This window comes from Rhodobium gokarnense, from assembly GCF_025961475.1.
GTDB lineage: Bacteria > Pseudomonadota > Alphaproteobacteria > Rhizobiales > Rhodobiaceae > Rhodobium > Rhodobium gokarnense.
The window spans coordinates 107,880-124,304 of sequence record NZ_JAOQNS010000007.1; the positions used below are offsets into that span (position 1 = coordinate 107,880).

Annotated in this window: 18 protein-coding genes; 7 read left to right on the plus strand and 11 right to left on the minus strand. The window is 66.0% G+C overall.

All coding sequences use genetic code 11. The features are described from left to right. Positions 1-34 precede the first annotated feature (34 nt). From M2319_RS13540 to M2319_RS13580, 9 genes are all read right to left on the minus strand, one after another. Positions 35-931: a DUF2259 domain-containing protein gene (locus tag M2319_RS13540; RefSeq protein WP_264601997.1), complete on the minus strand. Its 897-nt coding sequence runs from the start codon at positions 929-931 to the stop codon at positions 35-37. A 102-nt stretch (positions 932-1,033) separates the two neighbouring features. Next, on the minus strand, positions 1,034-2,041 hold the full coding sequence (locus M2319_RS13545) for a P1 family peptidase (RefSeq protein ID WP_264601998.1): 1,008 nt from the start codon (positions 2,039-2,041) through the stop codon (positions 1,034-1,036). A gap of 86 nt (positions 2,042-2,127) precedes the next feature. Further along, on the minus strand, positions 2,128-3,672 hold the full coding sequence (locus M2319_RS13550) for a hypothetical protein (protein ID WP_264601999.1): 1,545 nt from the start codon (positions 3,670-3,672) through the stop codon (positions 2,128-2,130). Between the two features lie 36 nt (positions 3,673-3,708). After that, positions 3,709-4,035: a hypothetical protein gene (locus M2319_RS13555; protein WP_264602000.1), complete on the minus strand. Its 327-nt coding sequence runs from the start codon at positions 4,033-4,035 to the stop codon at positions 3,709-3,711. Beyond that, complete coding sequence (locus tag M2319_RS13560) at positions 3,977-5,344, minus strand: radical SAM/SPASM domain-containing protein (RefSeq protein WP_264602001.1); 1,368 nt, start codon at positions 5,342-5,344, stop codon at positions 3,977-3,979. Before M2319_RS13560 ends, M2319_RS13555 begins: the two co-directional genes overlap by 59 nt. 278 nt (positions 5,345-5,622) lie before the next feature. Continuing rightward, positions 5,623-6,984: a TrpB-like pyridoxal phosphate-dependent enzyme gene (locus M2319_RS13565; RefSeq protein ID WP_264602002.1), complete on the minus strand. Its 1,362-nt coding sequence runs from the start codon at positions 6,982-6,984 to the stop codon at positions 5,623-5,625. 167 nt (positions 6,985-7,151) lie between these two features. Beyond that, a complete protein-coding gene (locus tag M2319_RS13570; protein ID WP_264602003.1) occupies positions 7,152-8,555 on the minus strand; it encodes a PucC family protein in 1,404 nt (467 codons plus the stop codon). Between the two features lie 277 nt (positions 8,556-8,832). After that, entirely contained in the window at positions 8,833-9,069 is a 237-nt protein-coding gene (locus M2319_RS13575; protein ID WP_111433749.1) for a light-harvesting protein, read from the minus strand. 12 nt (positions 9,070-9,081) lie between these two features. Continuing rightward, the gene (locus M2319_RS13580; protein ID WP_111433748.1) at positions 9,082-9,237 is read right to left on the minus strand and encodes a light-harvesting protein; all 156 of its coding nucleotides are present in this window, start codon (positions 9,235-9,237) and stop codon (positions 9,082-9,084) included. A gap of 483 nt (positions 9,238-9,720) precedes the next feature. Between M2319_RS13580 and M2319_RS13585 the strand changes: the two genes are divergently transcribed. From M2319_RS13585 to M2319_RS13615, 7 genes are all read left to right on the plus strand, one after another. After that, complete coding sequence (locus M2319_RS13585; protein ID WP_264602004.1) at positions 9,721-10,419, plus strand: hypothetical protein; 699 nt, start codon at positions 9,721-9,723, stop codon at positions 10,417-10,419. Positions 10,420-11,023: 604 nt separating this feature from the next. Further along, positions 11,024-12,133: an S-(hydroxymethyl)glutathione dehydrogenase/class III alcohol dehydrogenase gene (locus M2319_RS13590; RefSeq protein ID WP_264602005.1), complete on the plus strand. Its 1,110-nt coding sequence runs from the start codon at positions 11,024-11,026 to the stop codon at positions 12,131-12,133. 71 nt (positions 12,134-12,204) lie between these two features. Continuing rightward, entirely contained in the window at positions 12,205-12,606 is a 402-nt protein-coding gene (locus tag M2319_RS13595; protein WP_264602006.1) for a hypothetical protein, read from the plus strand. A gap of 83 nt (positions 12,607-12,689) precedes the next feature. After that, on the plus strand, positions 12,690-12,917 hold the full coding sequence (locus M2319_RS13600; protein WP_264602007.1) for a FitA-like ribbon-helix-helix domain-containing protein: 228 nt from the start codon (positions 12,690-12,692) through the stop codon (positions 12,915-12,917). Further along, complete coding sequence (locus M2319_RS13605) at positions 12,914-13,345, plus strand: type II toxin-antitoxin system VapC family toxin (protein WP_264602008.1); 432 nt, start codon at positions 12,914-12,916, stop codon at positions 13,343-13,345. The genes M2319_RS13600 and M2319_RS13605 overlap by 4 nt, the downstream gene beginning before the upstream one ends. 9 nt (positions 13,346-13,354) lie before the next feature. Then, positions 13,355-14,200, plus strand: coding sequence for an S-formylglutathione hydrolase (gene fghA / locus M2319_RS13610; protein ID WP_264602009.1), 846 nt, complete (start codon positions 13,355-13,357; stop codon positions 14,198-14,200). 80 nt (positions 14,201-14,280) lie between these two features. Further along, positions 14,281-14,628, plus strand: coding sequence for a carboxymuconolactone decarboxylase family protein (locus tag M2319_RS13615; RefSeq protein WP_264602010.1), 348 nt, complete (start codon positions 14,281-14,283; stop codon positions 14,626-14,628). Positions 14,629-14,733: 105 nt separating this feature from the next. Here M2319_RS13615 and M2319_RS13620 read toward each other — a convergent pair whose 3' ends face one another. Continuing rightward, positions 14,734-15,837: a branched-chain amino acid ABC transporter substrate-binding protein gene (locus M2319_RS13620; protein ID WP_264602011.1), complete on the minus strand. Its 1,104-nt coding sequence runs from the start codon at positions 15,835-15,837 to the stop codon at positions 14,734-14,736. 148 nt (positions 15,838-15,985) lie between these two features. Continuing rightward, positions 15,986-16,348, minus strand: coding sequence for a DUF6867 family protein (locus tag M2319_RS13625; protein ID WP_264602012.1), 363 nt, complete (start codon positions 16,346-16,348; stop codon positions 15,986-15,988). Positions 16,349-16,425 lie beyond the last annotated feature (77 nt).

Consider the following 16,425-nt stretch of genomic DNA (forward strand, 5'->3'; position numbering starts at 1 on the left):
AGTTGCCGTTCCGTATCCTGCGGAGACGGGAAGGTCAGCGCTGTTCCGCGCCGCGGCGAAGGCGCAGGGCCGGGGCCGTCGGCACGTCGGTGACCGTATCGGCGGGCTCGGCGGCGGGCGCCATCTCTTCGGGCGCCACCTCTTCGGGTATCGCCTCGACCGGTTCGGACTTGGGGCCGGCGGTCGGGTTGAGGTCGAAGGTGGTGCCGATGGCGATGAAGCGCCGGTCGAGGCCCTCAAAGCCGTAGCGGTAGATCGAGACGATGACGATGAGGGCCGGGCCCTCGCCGCTGCGCGGCAGCACGACGATGTCGGAAATGCCGTAATGGATCGGGCATTTGCGCGAGCGCGGGATCTCCTTGTCCTCTTCCAGGATGCGGATCGGCTGGCCGGCGGCGTCCTCCAGCACCAGCACGAAGCCCTTCGTCGGCTCGTCGATGGTAGCGCAGCCCTCCGCGGGAAGCGCGAATTCCGTCAATCTGAGTCGCACGCTGCCGAGCCCGGCGCCGTCGTCCGTGTCCGGCACGGTGAGCGGCACGAAGCGGGCGGCAGCATCGGCCTTTTCCGCCGGGTCAGCGAGCACATGGTTGCCCTTGGTGCCGACGTTGAGCCGCCAGAGGAACGGTTCGGCGCGCATGCGGGCGGCCTCGCGGACCTTTTCCAGGTCGGTGCCGGCGCGGCGCACGAGCTGCTGGATGGGCGTTCCCTTCACCCAGACGTCCTTTTCCACGTCGATGAGGAAGATGTCGGAATAGGGAAAGCCGGTGCCGTCCTCGACGCCGTACTGCTCGAAGCCGAAATACTTGCCGTCGGGGGAAAAGCCGAAAATGTGCCGCTTTGCGGCATCCGCCGCCCAGGCTGCGGGCGCCATTGCGCCGAGCGCGACGAGGCATATCGCGCAAAGAACGATCGCGTAGCGGGAACGGCTCATGCGGTTTCCATCACCTGTCATCGGCGGCGGGTCAAGTTCCGGGGCGGCGGGTCAAGCCCCGTCCCGATGCGCCATCAAACATCCCGGCGTGGCGAAACTGGGTCAAGCCCCGGCGAAGCGGGCCTGCCAGGTCTGCAGCGTGTCGCCAGCCTCGGCCGTGGCAGCAAAGACGCCGCGGGCGATCGCCCGGGAAAGCGTCGCTGCGGCGGCGGCTCCGAGGATGAGGGAATCGCCGACGGGGTCGGCGAGCGGCTTCTTGCCGGTTGCGGCGGCAAAGACGAGGTCGCCGTCGAGCGGCGTGTGGGCCGGCCAGAGCGCGCGCGCGATGCCGTCATGGGCAGCGGTGGCGAGACGCTTGGCCCCGGCCTTGGTCAGGATCGCGTCGGTGGCGACGATGGCGATGGTGGTGCTGGTGCCCGGCCTTGCTCCGAATTTGGTGCGGATCGCGCGGGCGTTTTCCGGGATCGGCTGCGGCCAGCCGCGGCCGCCGAATTCTGCGTTTTCTTCAAATGGCGCGGCCCAGAAATGGCCGGTGTCGCCGATGGTCGCCGATCCGAGGGCGTTGACGGCGACGAGGGCGCCGACCGTGTGGCCGGAAGGGAGCACCGTGGAGGCCGAGCCGAGGCCGCCCTTCAGAGTTGCCGTCGTTGCACCGAAGCCGGCGCCTGCCGTGCCGAGGGGGAACTCGTCCGAGGCCGAGTCGAGCGCCGTGATTCCGAGGTCGCGATAGGGCGGGGTCATGCCCCAGCCCTTGTCGCCGCCATTCATGAGATCGAAGAGAATCGCTGTCGGCACGATCGGCACGCGGACGCTGCCGACGGCAAAGCCGCGCCCCTTTTCGGCGAGTCGCGCCATGGCCCCGCCGGCCGCATCAAGGCCGAAGGCCGAGCCGCCGGAGAGCACCAGCGCGTCGATAGCGTCGACCGTCTGTTCCGGCTCCAGGAGCGCCGCCTCGCGCGTCCCCGGCGCACCGCCCAGCACCTTGACCGAGGCGACCGCCGGCTCGTCGAAGACGACGACCGTGGTGCCGGTCTTGGCGGCCGGGTCCTCCGCATTGCCGACGGCAAGGCCGGGAACATCGGTGATCAGGTTGCGCGGGCCGGGGGACATGGCGGGCCTTTGTGTCGGGTTGTCGCCCGGCACAATAGAGCGGTCTTGGTGTCCGGGGAAAGGCGCGTTACGTGGACGGCGGCGGTTCAGCGCGACACCGGGCAGTCCGGTTCGGGCGCATGCAGGACTTTGGCCGCAACTTCGTCGCACCATTCCCTTTGAAATTCGACGGAGCGGACCGTCGGGGTATCGCCGATTTCGATCCGCATCGCCGGGACCACAGCCATCGCGTTTTCGATCGCGGAACGTGGCAGGTCGGCATCCCCCCAGGCATCGAGCAGCCTGACGAAATCGAAATCGGCACTTGCGGCGGCTTCCAGGAAGCCATCCGCATCGCGGAACCGGCCCTGGCGGAAATGACCGGCTATCCGGGCATATCCGGCCACATGGGGATCGTCCGGGTCGGACCGCAGCAGGCCGAGGCGAATGTTGCGGTAGTCGCTGGCGAGCGGAAACGGCCGCCCGATCCCGGCCAGCGCCCGTTCGGAAAAGAACTCCGCCACGCCTTCCTCCAGCGTGCGGTCGAGAACGCGCACCAGCAGCGGCGTGCCGCGGCCGTCATCCACCAGGCGAACGACCGGTCGCACGGCAGCATAGGCGAGGTGAGTCATCTCGTGGAGGGCCAGTTCCGGGATGCTGGCGATCGGATTGCCGATATCGAACCGGATGTGCTCCTCCTCGCGAACGAGGCCCGACCGGTAGGCTTCGCGCCAGTCGTGGAGCCGGAATTCGGCGGTATCGTTCCCGGCGACCGCCCGCAGCTGCAGGTCCGTTCCGGTCAGGAGGTCCTTTTTCTGCGTCGCCGTCATTGCGTTCAGCAGCCGGCGGGCGGGCGCGCTGCCGTCGTCGAAGACTGCGGCAAGCACCCGGTCGGACGTCCGTTCGCAGGCATAGGCATCGGGGGCGCCGCAGGCGTTGACGACGAGGGGCACGGCGCCCGACCGCGCTGCGCCCGGAAAGACCTCCTGCAGGCATTCGGCAAGGGTCTTTGCCCGCCCGCCCGGAGAGGGAACCCAGGGCTCGCGACAGAAAAACGCCAGAACGTCGGCATACCAGGCTTCCGCCGCGACCAGCCCGTCGCGGATTTCGCCGGCGCATTCCAGAACCTTGCGATCGATCGCCCGCGCCTCGTCCTCATATCGGGCCGCGAGGTCGGGCCGGTCGCGGCACTGGTAGAGCAGGTAGCCGAGGTGCACCGGGGCGAGGAGGTCGCCCTTTCGCCCGTCATCGCCGATCGGCAGGCGAATGACGTGCTGCGCATTGTCGCTCAGCTCCCGCCGCAGGGCGTCGCTCCGTGCAAGCACCCATTCGATACTGTCGAACAGCCAATGTCCGTTGCGGCGGAACAGGGTGTCGATCCGGTCGCGAAGACCGGCGGAGGCTGCGCCGTCGCGAAGTGTCCGGAGCATCTCGATGGCCGGTTCGGAGCGCCGGCGCCGCTCGAAGGCGCCGACGAGGCCCTCACGGACACGCGTCGGCAGGGGCTTCACATCGCCGAACAGCGATGCCGTGCCACCGTCCAGCGCCCCGTCCGCGATATCGCCGGCACCGCTGAAGGTGTGCGTCACCGAAAAGGCCAGGAGCGCGCGGGTCTCAACGACCGGAAAGCGTTGCGCGTGCGACCCGTCCATGACCGTCTGGGGCCCTTTTGCCGGTGCCGGTCCGGATCAGTGCGGCTGGCTGTAGCAGATGCGCTGGCCGCACTGGTCCTGCACGATCCGGCAACGATAGCCGCAGATATGGTCGGCCTCGCAGATCAGGTCCGTTGCGCACAGGACGACGTTCGGCTTGCACCGGGCAATGCAGTCTCCCTGGCTGGCGCAGGGACCCGCCTGGATCACGCCGCGCGCGCCGTCTTCCCAGTTCAGCACTTCGAAGCCGCGGTCCACGTCGACGCCCTTTTCGGACAGAACCTCCCGGACGCTGTTGTCGATGTCAGCCTGCAGCTTCTGCAACATCTCGACCATTTTCTGGTCCTGATCGTCGCTCGCCATGGGTCTCTCCCGTCTCGTTTGCTTGTCGTGCCTGACGGAACCGCCTGTTCAGCAGCTCCATTTTCAGGGTGTCTTCCAATCCGTAGCTGATGGAGGGGCATTCCGGCTGTCCGGTCTCGACCGCCTGCAACGGGCAGGAGCCGAGGCAAAGGGGCAGGTTGGTGCACTCCCGGCAGTCGGGGTATTCGAACAGGTCGTAGGCGAGCCAGCGGCTCAGCCGGCTCTCGTCCAGCGCGCCATCGATGTGGCCGACCTCCTGGCCTGCGACACCCGTCTGGTTGTAGCATTTGTAGAGCGTGCCGTCGGGTGCAACCACATAGGCATTGAGGGAGATCGCCCCGCAGCCCATGCCGCCGGCCGGGAAATTGTCGATGACGAAGCCGCGCTCCAGGCTCAGCATCTGCAGCCCGGTGAGTTCGCGGGCGAACTCTTCCTTGTCGAAGCAGTTGCAGCCATAGTCCTTGCAGGCCTCGGTGACGCTGTCGACGACGGCGTAGTAGACCCGCAGCTTGTCCCTGAGGCCGGCGCGCTCCAGTTCGTCCAGTAATTCGGGGATGGCGTCGATGTTGGTCTTGTCGACGTTGACGCGCACCGAAATCGCGCCGATGTGGTCGACCGCTGCGGCGAGGTTTTCCAGAATCCGGTCGAAGCTGCCGCGGCCGTGTTCCCGCGGGCGCCGTGTGTCGTGGATGCGGCGTGGGCCGTCGAGCGTCACCTGTGCCGAGGTGACGCCGCAATCGGCGAGTTCTTCGGCAACGCGTGCCGTCAGCAGATAACCGTTGGTGATGACGGCGGCCGAGTAGGCGAATTCCTTTTGCTTTGCCAGGCGCTTGAATTCCGCGGCCAGGGACGTGATGACCTTGCGGCCGACCAGGGGTTCGCCGCCGAAATAGACCACCTGCAGCCCGCTGAGGCCGGCCGCTTGGGACTCGACGAAATCGACCACCTTCGACTGGATGTCCGCGGACATCAGGTCGCTGGACTTCTTCTGGTAGCAGTAGACGCAGCGCAGATTGCAGGCGAGCGTCGTGCATATGGTCAGTCCGAGGACGCGGGTGTCGAACCGCCGGACCCGCTCGGCCGCCTTCAACGACGCCAGTTCGCTGCCGTCGTCCTTTGTCGCGAAGCCGAACCGCACGAGGTCTTTTTCGAAGTCGGCGTCGGGCTCGGCGGCGGGGCAGGCAAGGAAGCTCTCGGCCCGCTGCCGCATTGCCGGCGACAATCTCAGCAAAGCGTTGGTGCGTACGTTGTAGAGGAGCTGGTTTTCGGACCCTAATTGGGACCAGACGTTGTAGCGGGAAGCTTTCATGACGTCCTCGCCGGACCTGGATGGTTCCGTCTTTCGTCAATTGCGTTCCAGCCGGCCCGTCACATGCCGGCAAATATTTTGCTGGCGGAAGTCGTGCCAAATAAACCCGGCTTCAGAAGCAAGTTCAGCGCCATGAATGCTAGCGCAACGACCCGTCGATAACAACCTTAGTAATTTATCTAAGTTACCTGCAACCTTTTGAGGGTGCGACGCAAAGAAGCCCCCGGCGGAGGCGACCGCCGGGGGCTCGGGTGGGTCGTTCGAATGCGTTGCGGCCGCTACTCAGCCGCCGGCAATTCGGCGAGGGAGCGCTGGAGTTCGGCCTCGTCGTAGTCGCGGTCTTCCAGCTTGCCGGCGAAGTAGTCCATATAGGCCTGCATGTCGAAATGGCCGTGGCCGGAGAGGTTGAAGAGGATGGTCTTGGCCTCGCCCGCCTCTTTCGCGGCCAGCGCCTCGTCGATGGCGACACGCACGGCGTGGGTCGATTCCGGGGCCGGGACGATGCCTTCGGAGCGGGCGAACTGGATGCCGGCCTCGAAGCAGCCGAGCTGCTGGACGGCGCGGGCCTCGATCTCGCCGAGGTCCATCAACTGACTGACCAGCGGCGACATGCCGTGATAGCGCAGGCCCCCTGCGTGGAAGCCCGGCGGGATGAAGCCGGCACCGAGTGTGTACATCTTCATCAGCGGGGTCAGGTGGGCGGTGTCGCCGAAATCGTAGGCGTAGCTGCCGCGCGACAGGGTCGGGCAGGCGGCGGGCTCCACGGCGACGATCTTCGGGGCCGCGCCGCCGCGCAGCTTGGCGCCGATATAGGGGAAGGCGAGGCCTGCGAAGTTCGAGCCGCCGCCGGCACAGCCGATGATGACGTCCGGTTCGTCGCCGGCCATCTCCATCTGCTCCATCGCCTCCTGGCCGATCACGGACTGGTGCAGCAGCACGTGGTTGAGCACGGAGCCGAGGGAGTAGTTGGTGTCGGCGTTCTGGGCGGCGACTTCCACGGCCTCGGAAATGGCGATGCCGAGGGAGCCGGGGCTGTCGGGATGCTCGGCGAGGATGGCGCGGCCGCAGGCGGTCTCCTCGCTCGGGCTCGGAATGCAGGTGGCGCCGTAGGTCTCCATCAGGGCGCGCCGGTAGGGCTTCTGGTTGAAGCTGACGCGGACCATGTAGACCTTGACCTCAAGGCCGAAGAGGGAGCCGGCAAAGGCGAGGGAGGAGCCCCACTGGCCGGCGCCGGTCTCGGTCGAGAGCTTCGTGATGCCGGCCTCCTTGTTGTAGAAGGCCTGGGCGACGGCGGTGTTCGGCTTGTGGCTGCCGGCGGGGCTGACGCCCTCATATTTGAAGTAGATCTTTGCCGGCGTATCGAGGGCGGCCTCCAGCCGGCGGGCGCGGATCAGCGGCGAGGGGCGCCACAGCTTGTAGACGTCGCGGACCGGGTCCGGGATCTCGATTTCGCGCTCGGACGAGACCTCCTGGGCGATCAGGGACATGGGGAAGATCGCGGCCAGATCCTCCGGTCCGATCGGCTGCTTGGTGCCGGGATTGAGCACCGGCGCCGGCGGCTCCGGCAGGTCGGCGATGATGTTGTACCAGGTGCGCGGAATGCGTTCCTCGGGCAGGAAGTATTTCACCGAGTCCGTCATTTTTGTTGTCTAACCTCCCCGTCACTGTAACCGGATTTTTTGCCGCCGCGGCGGATGCGCGGCGGGCGATGGCACGCAACCCTAGAGGATCGCCGGTGTGAAGAAAACCGTCAGGGATGCCGCAAATGTGCGGCGTTTGGCGCGTCGTTCCCGGCCGCTCGCCCGCCTCATTCGGCGGGCTGGCGGCCGGCGACGGCGATGCCGCGGGAAATCAGCGGCTGCATCACGGCAAGGGCGAGGATCAAGAGGACGATCTCGATGGCAAAGACCGGATAGTAGGGCGTTGCCGCGCCGTATTCGGCCGTGACCGGCATGGCGAGGATGATGTCGCGGATGGCGCCGCCGATGGTGACGGCAACGCCGGCACAGGTCGCCTGCACGGCGCCCCAGGCGCCGAGCGCCAGGCCGATGTGTTCCTTCGGGGCGGCGCGCATGGTCTCCGTCAGGGTGCCGTGGCCGAAGAGGCCGGCACCGAAGCCGGTGAGCATGGTTCCCGCGACCAGAAGGGCGAGCGAGTCCATCGGCGCGGCGAGGATGATGGCGACGAAGCCGGGGATGCCGGCAACGGCGCCGATGCGGGCAAGGCGCAGCGGGCTGTAACCATTGGTCAGCACCTTGGAGGCAAGGGCGAAGCCGACGAGGCCGCCGGCGGCGAGCGCGGCGGTCAGCTTGGTGGTGCCTGAAACCGTCATGTCGAGCACCTGGCCGCCGAACGGCTCCAGGATGACGTCGGCCATGCCGAAGCCGGTGGTGCCGAGGCCGATGGCGACGAGGCGCGTACGCGTGCCGATGCCGCGCACGAAGTCGCGCCAGGACTCGTTGAAATCGGGCTTGACCGTCGGCGTCATGGCGCGCTTGCGGTCGCGCGCCTCCTGCTTCCAAAGGGCGAGGATGTTGAGCGCGACGGTGACGACGGCGGCGCCCTGGATGACCTGGACGAGGCGGGCCGGCGTGTAAGGATCGAGCAGCCAGCCGAACACCAGGGCGCTGGCGCCCATGCCGATCAGCATCATGACGTACATGAGGCCGACGACCTTCGGCTGGTCCTCCGGCGGGGCGAGGTCGGTGGCGAGCGCAAGGCCCACGGTCTGCACCATGTGGGCGCCGGCGCCGACGAGAAGGAAGGCGAGGGCTGCGCCGGAAATGCCGATCCAGGCCGGTGCGTCGTGGGCCTCCTGGAAACCGGAGAGCACCAGGAGCGCGAAGGGCATGATGGCGAAGCCGCCGAACTGCAAGAGCGTGCCCTTCCAGATGTACGGTACGCGGCGCCAGCCGAGGGCGGAGGTGTGGATGTCCGACTTGAAGCCGATCAGGGCGCGGAACGGGGCAAAGACCAGCGGCAGGGAGACCATGACGCCGACGATCGTCGCCGGTACGGCCAGTTCCACGATCATGACCCGGTTGAGGGTGCCGACCAGGAGCACCAATGCCATGCCGACCGTCACCTGGAAGAGGGACAGGCGCAACAGGCGGCCAAGAGGCAGGTCCTCGGTCGCCGCATCGGCGAACGGCAGGTAGCGCGGGCCGAGGCTTGCGAGCTTCCTGAGGGCAATCTCTCTGAATCGACTCATGACCGAAACATCCGAATGCAGGATCGGGAATTCGGTGGAACGGTGACGCCCGAGCCGGGCCGGCCGCGTCCCGATGAGGGTCCGAAACCGTGCCGCCCGGACGCCCCGTATATCATCGCTTGGGACGACGATATTGGTGCACTGCTAGACGGGAGCCCGCTTGACAGGGCTTTGGGAAGGACGAAGCCAAAACGGCTTTGACCTTCCCGCAAGGCGCTCTCACAAGGAGAAGACATCCTGCTGCAGCGGGACTCCCGATGCAGTTTCGACCGCAACCTTAGAAGGTCAGGGTCGCCTGTTCGCCGGTCGGCAGCGTCAGCGACGCCGGCTCGGCGGCAACCGGGGCAACCACGGTCTGGGCAGCGGTCGGGCCGCCATTCCAGTACGCAGGATACCAATCAGTCGCGGCCAGGACGGCGACGTGGATGCCGAGAGCGGTCAGGGCAACGCCACCAAGGAAGAGGGGAAGGCCAACGGTCGGTTTCACCACCAGCCAAATCCGAGCATTATTCATAACTTTCCTCCCTTATCCGAGCCACGGGGTGGCGACGGCGGTCAGAAAATGGGCCACGAGGGCCATGAAGCCGAACACACGAGTGCCGTCGATGACGTACTTGTGCAGTTCTTCCGCTTCGGGAAGGGTCAAGCCAGACGGCCAGACCTTCTCAGGATCGATTTCCATTTGTCGACTCCTATCTGCTTCGATCGACGCTGTTTTCCGAAAGGCTCCGGAACGTTGCCGCCCCGGGGGGCAACCTGTCGGCCAGCACGCACCACAGCGTCCTTTCGACATGAAGCTTGGTCGGCGCGGCCACTGTCGAAAGTGTCATGATTATTTGACATTTGCAAACGTAAAGATCATTTGACACATAGCCGTTTGAGGCGCACTCACTGATAATCAATGTGGTCGTGACGACGGCCGAAAGGTGTTTTGTGAGGATGGCTGCGGCGCTTTGGGCTGGTGAAAAACGGGCGATTTCAAGGAACTGTGGGCTTGAAAACGAGGCGTTTGCATAGGTTTGAAGATGCCGGGCAACATTCTCATGACAGCAATGAACCCGCGTCGAAAGGGCGCTGATTGAGTAATATGCTACCGGCCTGACACCCGTTTGCCGCCAAAGCGACATAAGGCCGCGCCGCCAAGCGAAGAAGGAAGGACTGCAGGATGACGACCATACTCACGAGGCTCTACGAGAAGAAGAAGGACGCCGAATCCGTGTGTTCGGCCCTTGAAGAGAGCGGCTTCTCGAACAACGACATGGACATCGTCGGTCCGCCCCGGAGCTCCAAGAAGGACGCCGAGGAAGTGTCAACGAAAGATGACACTCGGCGCGCCAGGACGGACGCCCGGCGCGCCCTGGTCAAGGCCGGCCTGTGGGATGAGGCGGCCGATGCCTATGCCGGTCCCCTGTCGGAAGGGAACTACCTGCTCATCGTCCGCGTTCCGACCGGACGGGTTCTGGAAGCGCGCGCGGCGGCCGACGCCGTCAAGTCGATTCCCGTCAAGATCGCCGATCCGGAATCATTCACTTTCACCCGGGAAGTCTCGCGGCTCCTGGGGAAACGGCGTTATTCGCCGATGATGCCACCCAGCGATATGCTGATTTTTACCAATGAAGGGATGCCTGCCGTGTTAAAGACCCAACATCCGTTTTCCTCGTGGCTGAATCTGCCGCTGCTGTCGAAGCCCAATCCGCGCGCCAAGCTGTGGGAGCCCAAGTCGTCCGCGCCGGTGTCCGCCGCGATCGGCATGGCGCCGCTCAGCGACCGCAAGCCGAAGGTCAAGCTGCTTGAGTATCAGACGCCGCTGTCGACCTTCATGAACTTCCCGCTTCTGACCAAGCGGAAGACCATGATTCAGTAACGTCCGAGCACTTTCGGGGTGCCGGTCGCACCGGCCTTGCCGGTTCGCGTTCCTTTTCGCGGTTCCGGCCGGCGCCTCGCTCGGCGGTGATCACCTCGGCCCGACAGACGCCTTGGCCGGGCGGCAGGGCATTTGACCGGGCCGTGGTGATCCTTATCTCCCGGCTGCGGCCGGCAGCTTCGGACGCGTCGGCGGCTCGCCCGTTCGAGCCGCGCGGTCCGTGGTAACCGGATATTTCCGGGCCGGAGGTGTCGTTTCTCTCTTCCCTGCGACGTGCGCGGGGGAGATTCTCTACTTCGTTCTTTTTGACCGGGTCGGAATTCGCCATCGTTCCGGCCGGACATTTCCCCGCGCCAATTCCTTTTCATCGTCGTCCTATCGGGCTCGCGCCGCCGGCACTTCCTTAGCCGGCGGGCGGGCGTCAGGTTTTTCCTTCCCCTGTACGCTTGCCTTGTGCGGTCCCGATGCGGCCGGGATAGCCCGATTTTCGCCCGTTTTCGGCCGGTCCGGAATTTTCCCGCGCCGGCCTGATTTCGGTTTGCACGTGTGGCCGAACTGACCGAAACTGCGCGCCAATGACGCAGACACGAAGGGACATACCGCCATGGACGTCAAAGCCGCCGTTGCCTTTGAGGCCGGAAAGCCGCTGGAAATCGCCACCGTACAGCTCGAGGGGCCGCGCGAGGGCGAAGTGTTGGTCGAGATCATGGCGACGGGTATCTGCCACACGGACGAGTTCACCCGCTCCGGCGCCGACCCGGAGGGCCTCTTTCCGGCGATTCTCGGCCATGAGGGCGCCGGCATCGTGCGCGACGTCGGACCGGGCGTGAAATCGGTCAAGCCGGGCGACCATGTCATTCCGCTCTACACCCCGGAATGCCGGGAGTGCGAATACTGCCTCAACCCCAAGACCAATCTCTGCCAGGCGATTCGCACGACGCAGGGCAAGGGCCTGATGCCCGACGGCACCTCCCGCTTTTCCTTCGAGGGCAAGATGTTGCACCACTACATGGGCACCTCGACCTTCGCCAATTTCACCGTTTTGCCGGAGATTGCGGTCGCCAAGGTGCGCGAGGACGCACCGTTCGAAAAGATCTGCTACGTCGGCTGCGGCGTCACCACCGGCATCGGCGCCGTCATCAACACGGCAAAGGCCGAGCCGGGCTGCAACGCCGTCGTCTTCGGACTTGGCGGTATCGGCCTCAACGTCATCCAGGGCCTGAAACTCGTTGGCGCCAACATGATCGTCGGCGTTGACCTCAACAACGACCGCAAGGGGTGGGGCGAGCGTTTCGGGATGACCCATTTCGTCAACCCGAAGGAGATCGACGGCGACGTCGTCTCGCACCTCGTCGAGTTGACCGGCGGCGGCGCCGACTATTCCTTCGAATGCATCGGCAATACCACGACCATGCGCCAGGCGCTGGAATGCTCCCACAAGGGCTGGGGCGAGAGCATCATCATCGGCGTCGCCGGCGCCGGCCAGGAGATCTCCACCCGGCCGTTCCAGCTCGTCACCGGCCGGTCCTGGCGCGGCACGGCCTTCGGCGGCGCGCGCGGGCGCACCGACGTTCCCAAGATCGTCGACTGGTATATGGACGGCAAGATCGAGATCGACCCGATGATCACCCACGTCATGCCGGTGGAGCAGATCAACGAGGCGTTCGAGCTGATGCACCACGGCGAGTCGATCCGCTCGGTGGTGACGTTCTAGACCGCGCATTGCGGGGCGAGCGCGGCGCGCAACGGCGCGCGCCGCGGGCGGCCAGGGAGGGAGAAACGACCATGCTGAAACAAATGGCGGCCGCAGCGGCTGCCGTCCTGTTGCTCTGCGGCGCGGCGCTCGCCGATCCGACGGGCAACTACGATGTCGTCGGCGAGAACCCGAATACGGGCGGCGAATACCAGGGCACCGTCAGCGTCTCGCGGACCGGCCAGACCTACCGGGTCGTGTGGTCGATCGCGGGCCAGAAATATGTCGGCACCGGGCTCGGCGCCGTGTTCCGGGACGGCACGTTCCGGATCGGCGGGGCAACGCCCGACGATGCCGCGCTGTCGGTCGGCTACATCTCCGGCCAGAGCTTCGGCATGGCGTTCTACATCGAGCAGGACGACGGCTCCTTTGAGGGCGTGTGGACCTATGCCGGCAGCGACAGGGTCGCCCGCGAGACCTGGTATCCGCGCTAGGGCAACCCGGAGCCGGGCCGGCCTTCCTTGCCGCAGGTGCCTCGGCGCACTATGATAGCAGTGTGCTATCATAAGAGGGTGCCATGGCGCAGGTGATCGTGCGGAACCTCGACGACAATGTGGTCGGCCGCCTGAAGCGGCTGGCTGCCTCCGAACAGAAATCGCTGGAACAGAAGCTCAGGGAAATCCTCACCGAGGCCGGGCGGCCGGGCCCCGCCGACCTTCAGGCGCGTGCCCGGGCGCTCGCCGCAAAGGCTCGGCCGACCAATCTCGATGCGGTCGACCTCATCCGCGAGGACCGCGAGCGGTGAGCGTCTGCGTCGTCGACGCCAATGTGGCTCTGAAATGGTTCGTGCCGCAGCCCGACTCGGACCGGGCGCTCGCCAGCCTGCAGCGCTTCACCTTCCTGGCGCCGGATCTGATCCTTGCCGAAGTCGCCAACGGGCTATGGAAATATGTGCGGGCCGGGGTTTTGACCGGGACCCTGGCCCGTGACATCCTCGGCGCGCTCAAGGACGGCTATTTCCTTGCCGAACCCGTTGACGATGCACTGGCGGCGGACGCGCTCGCCCTTGCCGTCGAGGCGGGCCATCCGGTCTATGATTGCCTTTATGTGGCGCTCGCGCGGCGCCGGGACATCCCGTTTCTCACCGCAGATCGCCGGCTCGCTGCGCGGATCGCTCCGCTCGGCCTTGTCGAGGCGATCGACCTTCATGCGATCGAACCAGAGGGGACGTAACGTCGGACCATGGGATTTGAGACGAAATCGGAAAACAAATGCTTCGGCGGGCGCCAGCTCGTGCTGTCCCACGACAGCGCCGAGACGAAGACGGCGATGGAACTGGCGGTCTACCTGCCGCCTCAGGCCGACGACGGGCCGGTGCCGGTGCTTTGGTATCTCTCCGGCCTGACCTGCACCTGGGAGAACGTGACGGCGAAGGCCGGCGTCCAACGCTGGTGCGCCGAGCACGGGCTCGCCTTCGTTGCGCCCGACACCAGCCCGCGCGGCGAGGGGGTGCCGGACGATCCGGACGGCGCCTACGACTTCGGCCTTGCCGCCGGCTTCTATGTGGACGCGACCGAGGAGCCGTTCGCGGCGAACTACCGGATGTACAGCTACCTGACCGAGGAGCTGCCGGGGCTCCTTGCCGCCGAGCTGCCACTCGACATGGACCGCCAGGGCATCACCGGCCATTCCATGGGCGGCCACGGCGCGCTGACGATCGGCATGCGCCACCCCGACCGGTTCCGTTCGCTCTCGGCCTTTGCGCCGATCGTTGCGCCGAGCGAGGTGCCGTGGGGCCATAAGGCGCTCGGCGGCTATCTCGGCGAGGACCGGACGGCCTGGGCCGAGCACGACGCGACGGCGCTGGTCGCCAGCCGCGGCTGGCACGGCGACATCCTCATCGACCAGGGCGATGCGGACAATTTCCTTGCCGAGCAGTTGCGGCCGGAGTTGTTCGAGGCCGCCTGCAAGGCGGTCGGCGTGCCGCTGACCCTTCGCCTGCAGCCCGGCTACGACCATTCCTACTATTTCATTTCGACGTTCATCGGCGATCACGTCGCATGGCATGCGGAGCGCCTGAGGCGTTAAAATAGCGGTGCCTCAAATGCCTGTTACTCCCGACAGGCGATCTCCCAAGATCAGAGCCCGAGAATGAAAGGAGCCAAATCATGGCTGACAGTTTCAAGAGCCAGAACAAGTCGCTGGTCGACAACAACAAGGCGCTCAGCGAGTTCATCCCCGACACCATGAAGGCGTTCGGCTCGGTCGGCGCGGTGGCCTACAAGGACGGGGCCATGTCGCGCAAGCACAAGGAACTCATCGCGATGGCGATCGGCATCGCCATCCGCTGCGACGGCTGCATCGCCTGGCATGTGCAGGAAGCGCGCAAGGCCGGCGCCACCCGCGAGGAGGTGGCCGAGGTGATCGGCCTCGCCATCCAGATGGGCGGCGGCCCGTCGATGGTCTATGGCGGCAGAGCGTTTGCCGGTTATGACGAGTTCAACGATATGGACTGAGGTGATTTGCGGGCAGGCGCGACGGCGCCGGCCGCGATCCCCCGCAACAAAAAAGGCCCGGCATTCGCCGGGCCTTTCCTGTCTGTGGGTGGCGGTGCCGCCGGACTACTGCATGTAGTCGTAGCTGCCGTCCTTCCACTCGTAGAAGACGTAGCCCGGCAGGGTCACGTCGCCCTTGTCGTCGAAGGAGAGCTCGCCGAGCACGGTCTTGAAGGTGCCTTCGTTCAGCGCCTTGACGACCGCGTCATAGTCGGTGGTGCCGGCGGCCTCGGCGGCCTGGGCCCAGGCCTGCATGGCGGCATAGGTGTAGAGGACGTAGCCTTCCGGCTCGATGCCCTTGGCGCGGAACTTTTCGACCAGCGGCGCTGCGTCGGGGTTCTTGCGCGGGTCGGGCGAGAAGGTCATCAGCGTGCCTTCGCCGGCATCGCCGGTGATCGACCAGTACTCGTCGGTGACCAGCGCGTCGCCGGAGATCAGCACGGTGTCCATGCCCTGATCGCGCATCTGGCGGACCATCAGGCCGGCCTCGGTGTGGTAGCCGCCGACATAGAGGACGCCGATGCCCTCGGCCTTCAGCTTGGAGACCAGCGCGGTGTAGTCCTTTTCACCGGCGGTGTAGGCCTCGTACATGTCGGCCTTCTTGCCGGCTTCTTCCATGAACTTCATGGTCTGGTCGGCAAGACCCTTACCGTAGGCGGTCTTGTCGTGGATGATCGCAACCTTGGTGTCGGCGAAATGGTCGGCGAGGAACTTGCCGGCAACCTGGCCCTGCTGGTCGTCACGGCCGCAGACGCGGTAGATGCCCGGGCCCGGACGCTCGTCGGTGAATTTCGGGTTGGTCGAGGCCGGCGAGATCTGGACGATGCCCTCTTCGGAATAGACCGAGGAGGCCGGGATCGACGAGCCGGAACAGAAGTGGCCGGCCATGAAGACGACGCCGTTGCCGGCCATCTGGTTGGCGACCGCCACGGCCTGCTTCGGGTCGCAGGCGTCGTCGCCGATCTCCAGGTTGAGCTGCTCGCCGAGCACGCCGCCGGCGGCGTTGAGGTCCTCGACGGCCTGTTCGGCGCCGGCCTTCATCTGGGCGCCGAAGGTGGCGTACTGGCCGGTCATCGGACCGGCGGTCGCGATGGAAATGTCAGCCCAGGCCGCGCCCGACATCAACATGCCGGCCGACAATGCGACGCCTGCCAAAAGTGTCTTTTTCATCTTGAACTCCCTCGCAATCCTGTTGCGCGTCTCTGAAGGTTCGCGGCTTGTGCCGCAAGGGGCTTCGCCCTTAGCGGGCATTGTGCCCCGTTTCGAACGGAAATGATACGGGTTTTCCCGTTATTCCCGTTCCGGCTGGCAGCGGCCCTCACTGGCCGCCGGCAGCGGTCTTGGCCCGGTCACGCCAGGTGAACGGGGTGGTCTTCTCGTAGAGCCAGGGGTACTGGCGGACCATCTGGCTGGTCCGGGTCAGGCGCCATCCGAGGAGCCCGACGGCGGCCAGATAGACGAAGGTGATGATGAGGTGGTGGAGCGACGTCAGGGTGCCCTCGAACAGGCCGAAATGCAGGAAGCGCACGGCGCAGGACAACAGGAACATGAACCAGACGAGCATGAATAGCGGTCGCCAGGTGATGGCGACGGCGCGGCCCGTCATCCACGCGGCGCCGCCGCCGATGACCAGCGTCAGAAAGAAGAACGGCAGAAAGGTGTCTTCCCAGAAAAGGCCCATGGTCGCTCCGTTGCGGGGTCCCTCGGCGCGGGACCGTCACCGCCAGTCCGTGTGTCTTGACGCAGGAAACCCGCCGC

What these genes read in the sequence shown, in the direction of transcription:
- fghA (WP_264602009.1), top strand. Translation starts at nt 13,355, where the DNA reads ATGGGATTTGAGACGAAATCGGAAAACAAATGCTTCGGCGGGCGCCAG.
- M2319_RS13540 (WP_264601997.1), bottom strand. Translation starts at nt 931, where the DNA reads ATGAGCCGTTCCCGCTACGCGATCGTTCTTTGCGCGATATGCCTCGTC.
- M2319_RS13615 (WP_264602010.1), top strand. Translation starts at nt 14,281, where the DNA reads ATGGCTGACAGTTTCAAGAGCCAGAACAAGTCGCTGGTCGACAACAAC.
- M2319_RS13600 (WP_264602007.1), top strand. Translation starts at nt 12,690, where the DNA reads ATGGCGCAGGTGATCGTGCGGAACCTCGACGACAATGTGGTCGGCCGC.
- M2319_RS13590 (WP_264602005.1), top strand. Translation starts at nt 11,024, where the DNA reads ATGGACGTCAAAGCCGCCGTTGCCTTTGAGGCCGGAAAGCCGCTGGAA.
- M2319_RS13585 (WP_264602004.1), top strand. Translation starts at nt 9,721, where the DNA reads ATGACGACCATACTCACGAGGCTCTACGAGAAGAAGAAGGACGCCGAA.
- M2319_RS13625 (WP_264602012.1), bottom strand. Translation starts at nt 16,348, where the DNA reads ATGGGCCTTTTCTGGGAAGACACCTTTCTGCCGTTCTTCTTTCTGACG.
- M2319_RS13555 (WP_264602000.1), bottom strand. Translation starts at nt 4,035, where the DNA reads ATGGCGAGCGACGATCAGGACCAGAAAATGGTCGAGATGTTGCAGAAG.
- M2319_RS13575 (WP_111433749.1), bottom strand. Translation starts at nt 9,069, where the DNA reads ATGAATAATGCTCGGATTTGGCTGGTGGTGAAACCGACCGTTGGCCTT.
- M2319_RS13565 (WP_264602002.1), bottom strand. Translation starts at nt 6,984, where the DNA reads ATGACGGACTCGGTGAAATACTTCCTGCCCGAGGAACGCATTCCGCGC.
- M2319_RS13580 (WP_111433748.1), bottom strand. Translation starts at nt 9,237, where the DNA reads ATGGAAATCGATCCTGAGAAGGTCTGGCCGTCTGGCTTGACCCTTCCC.
- M2319_RS13570 (WP_264602003.1), bottom strand. Translation starts at nt 8,555, where the DNA reads ATGAGTCGATTCAGAGAGATTGCCCTCAGGAAGCTCGCAAGCCTCGGC.
- M2319_RS13550 (WP_264601999.1), bottom strand. Translation starts at nt 3,672, where the DNA reads ATGGACGGGTCGCACGCGCAACGCTTTCCGGTCGTTGAGACCCGCGCG.
- M2319_RS13595 (WP_264602006.1), top strand. Translation starts at nt 12,205, where the DNA reads ATGCTGAAACAAATGGCGGCCGCAGCGGCTGCCGTCCTGTTGCTCTGC.
- M2319_RS13545 (WP_264601998.1), bottom strand. Translation starts at nt 2,041, where the DNA reads ATGTCCCCCGGCCCGCGCAACCTGATCACCGATGTTCCCGGCCTTGCC.
- M2319_RS13560 (WP_264602001.1), bottom strand. Translation starts at nt 5,344, where the DNA reads ATGAAAGCTTCCCGCTACAACGTCTGGTCCCAATTAGGGTCCGAAAAC.
- M2319_RS13620 (WP_264602011.1), bottom strand. Translation starts at nt 15,837, where the DNA reads ATGAAAAAGACACTTTTGGCAGGCGTCGCATTGTCGGCCGGCATGTTG.